The organism is Bartonella sp. AA97HXZ, assembly GCF_042196985.1.
Classification (GTDB): Bacteria; Pseudomonadota; Alphaproteobacteria; order Rhizobiales; family Rhizobiaceae; genus Bartonella.
Genome location: NZ_JBHIRC010000045.1, coordinates 1 through 3,710, shown reverse-complemented (window position 1 = coordinate 3,710; position 3,710 = coordinate 1). Strand labels below are relative to the sequence as shown.

At 47.5% G+C, this 3,710-nt stretch carries 1 protein-coding gene; it reads right to left on the bottom strand.

Features of this window, described 5'->3' with window-relative positions:
* Positions 1-3,710 (bottom strand): filamentous hemagglutinin N-terminal domain-containing protein (locus tag ACFINE_RS09330; RefSeq protein ID WP_375621841.1); only part of this gene is annotated, 3,710 nt, incomplete at both ends.

The window sequence follows — 3,710 nt, the reverse complement described above, 5'->3', positions numbered from 1 at the left end:
CCAATCTTTTTTAAGTAATAGTCCGATCCTAAAAATTTACTTGGGTTGATAAAATCTGGACGCGTCTCGACTAAAAACGGCACATCCGGTGTTTGGGTCTGAGCCAATTCTGTCTTGACAGAGTTAAGCCCATCTTGCGTTGGCACCTGTATGGATTCTGGTGCGGGTGTTTTTGTGCTTGGTGCAAAAAGCCCTTTGTGCCCTTTCAAACCATTGATAATCCCATCTAATCGATCATCACTAATCAGTGGTTTGGAACCGTCAAAATCGGTGTTTTTAACACCAGCCAAACCTTTATCGCCAGAACTTAAGCCAACTTGCTCAACCCCCTCACGCACCGCATGATTATCAATATAGCCTGTCAACTTGGCATCAAGCGTGCCACCAGCTTCAATCGTGCCGTAAACAGTATCATAAGTGCGGGCGGTTGTTTGGGTAAAAGTAGGACCATCCCATTCTTTTGCATCGTGCGCTATACATCCTGGATTTGTGATACTACATTGCTTATATCTGTAGCGTGTTTTAGTCACAATCTTGGTTGTTTCGATTAAATCGCGCCCCTCATTGAGCAGCGTATCGCCATGCATCTCAATGTTGCCATTGGCAGCAATCAAACTATAACTATTGCGGATATCACCGGCATTAATTGTCAGATGATGTCCTACTAAAATCTGTGCAGCATTATTGGTAAAATGAGGCTGCTGACGAATGATCGTGGTGTCGATATTTTTCTTGATCTTTGTGTGTTTATCAACATTTGGGATTTTTTCCCATTCTCCTCGCACGTAACTGTGAGAAACCACTTTATCGCTAACTTCAACTCCACCTTCACGCATGTTGGTAAGCGCTGAGACATCGAAGGTCATATCGCCTGACACGGCTTCTAAAAGACCCGAGCTGTTGATCACATGACCAGCCCGCTCTCCACTTAAACCACGGATGATGAGATTGTCTTCAGCAATGACATCGGCAAACTTATTAATAAAATCCCCATCTAAGGAGAAAATGGCAGATTTCTTGGCATAAATCAGCCCACTATTACTCAGATCAGCGCTCACATTGAGCGCAACCCCATCACCACTTGAGCCAATACTGCCGGCATTGTCCAAAACATCTGCGGTTAAGACAAAAGCACCACCACTTTTGAGAACACCGTCTTCACCATTTAAAACCAGAGCAACTTGCCCCAATGACGGATCATGACTTTTTGCTATAAGCGTAAAGCTGTCACTGGCTAAAAGCTGACCTGAATTGGCTAAAGACCCAAGCTTCGCATCAACAACACCGCCCACCATGATACCGGAATTGCTTAAAACATCATGGCTGTTGAGAGTAAGTACCCCGCCTTGCGCTTCCACAAGCCCAGCTTGGGTGAGTGTGCCTGCCTTCAGCGTTACATCATAGCCACCAACCTCACTTGTCTCACCCAGCGTCAAGGTGCCATCGGTTGAGAGTTCTATCCGCTTTTGCGAAACAATACGCCCCGTTTGGTTCAGAGTGTTTTGCGCATTCACAGTGATTGCGCCATTGCTTGCTATTGTGCCACTATTGGTTAAATCACCATGGCTGGTCAGTTGAAGGTCACCACGCTCAATCTCTATGTGCCCTGCTTGGATCACACTCTCAGCAACAATATTAACTGCCCCTTGCGTAGAAATAAGACCATCAACATTCTCAAAACTGCCCACATCAATGCGCAAACCATCCCGCGCTAAAACATGCGCACCTTCATCATGTGTAGCGTTTTGTTGCTCTGAATTTGTCGTTTCAGCGCTTTTATTGACAAAAGACGTTGCAACAATCTTCATCTCACCGGCTAAAGCACTGAGAAGACCAGCCTCATTGTTTATATGACCAGCACGTGTCTCTTTCAGCCCACCAATGGTGAGAGCCTCTTCTGCAATCATTCTGCCCTGTGTGTTGGTCAGATTACCATCACTGAATAGATCCATAGATTTTTTGGCGTAAATCAGCCCACTATTGCTGACATTTCCTGCCACATTGAGCGCAACATTCTCACCACTAGAGCCAAGCGCACCGGCATTGTCTAATTGCCCTACGGTCACAACAAAAACACCACCACTTTGAAGGACACCTTCGGATGTATTCTTCAGAAAGGCTTGTTGCGGATCGGCGCCTTCTTGTGCGCTTACCATCAAATGCAAATCATCGGTTGCAATAAATGTCCCTTGATTGGTAAATGCACCAATATGAGCATCGACACTCTCACCGCGCATTGTGCCGCTATTGATAACCCCATCACGCACTTGAAGGGTTAATGCTCCCTCTTGAGCTTCCACAGTCCCTGCTTGGGTTAAAGCATCAGCACTCAAAACCACATCATAACTTAAAATCGTGCTCTCTTGAGAGGTTGTGAGCATGCTACCCGCTGTCAAGGCAACCTGCTGCATACTGACAATATCACCCGTGTGATTGAGGGCACCATGGGCATCCAGCGTTATCTTCCCATTGGACCAGACAGTGCCTTCTTGGATCAGGGCACCGTGATGCGCATAAAGGTCAATTTTTTGCTCTGCCACTAAGCGCGCGCGTGATGTAAGCTCTGCTGCTTCCACCAAAAGAGAACCGCCGGCGCTATAATGTCCAGCGCCTACAGTGAGCGCATCATCGGCGCTCAAGACAATATTCCCCTTGGCACCAATATGGTTGTTTAAAGCGCTGATTTGATTGGTTTTAATGGTCAGATCGCCAAGGGAAGAAACCCCTGTTTGATCATTGTCTTGCATGCGGCTTAGATCAATTGTTGCTGCTTGGATCTCTAAGAGATCACCGGCGGCTATCCGCCCATTCCCCGCCTCAAGCTTTGCTGCCTGTAAATGCAAAGAACCCGTCGCTGACTGTTGACCATCACTCCCAATACCGCTTGCTAGAAGAGCATGAGACTGGAGCTTGATCAGATCGGCGCCCACATCAACAGCACCGCTCGCTGCAACGCGAGCTTGCTCAGCCAGTTCAACATGTTTCAAAGCCTTCAGTTCAACTGCTTCTTCTGAAAAAAGCAGATCTTTCACATGCACACTGTCGTGGTGAGAACGCGCTTTTACTGCTCCTTTGGCGCGTGCTTTAGAAATCACCAGCTTGCCATCACTTGTCAATCTCATGGCGCCTGCATTGGCAACCATGTCTCCTCGCATCTTAACGCCCGCACCTTTATCATTGGCAATCACGCGGATCTGCCCCGCATACATTCCACCAAACTCACTGGAATCAATCGCCAATTCTGGCTCTTTGCCATCAGAACCAAGAGAAGTTGCTTCGCGTTTGTTATAATCAAAATGATTGCGCCCCGCGATAACAGCCAAATCTCCTTTGACCTGTATGGGACCCCCGACACTGATCTTGCGCGAAACAAGATCAAAAATATCTAATGCACTCCCATCAGCCCCACGAGCGCCTATAGTGATATCTCCACCCTCAACACGCAATCCACTCAAAGCCCCATCGGCTCCAATAATCGGTTGTCCGGTCGATAAAGTCACCCGTGGTGTATTAATAAAGCCACAACCGTTACAGGTAATCCCATTGGGATTGGCGATAATAACATCCGCCATATGCCCGTGTACTTCGCTCACGCCTTCAAGACGCGAGCGATTGGCACTCACCACTTCATTGAGGATAACCTTTGCTGCACCGCTATAACGCAAATTGCCGTTGCCTGGCACCAATCCCCCAAGCTGTGAACGCGAAAC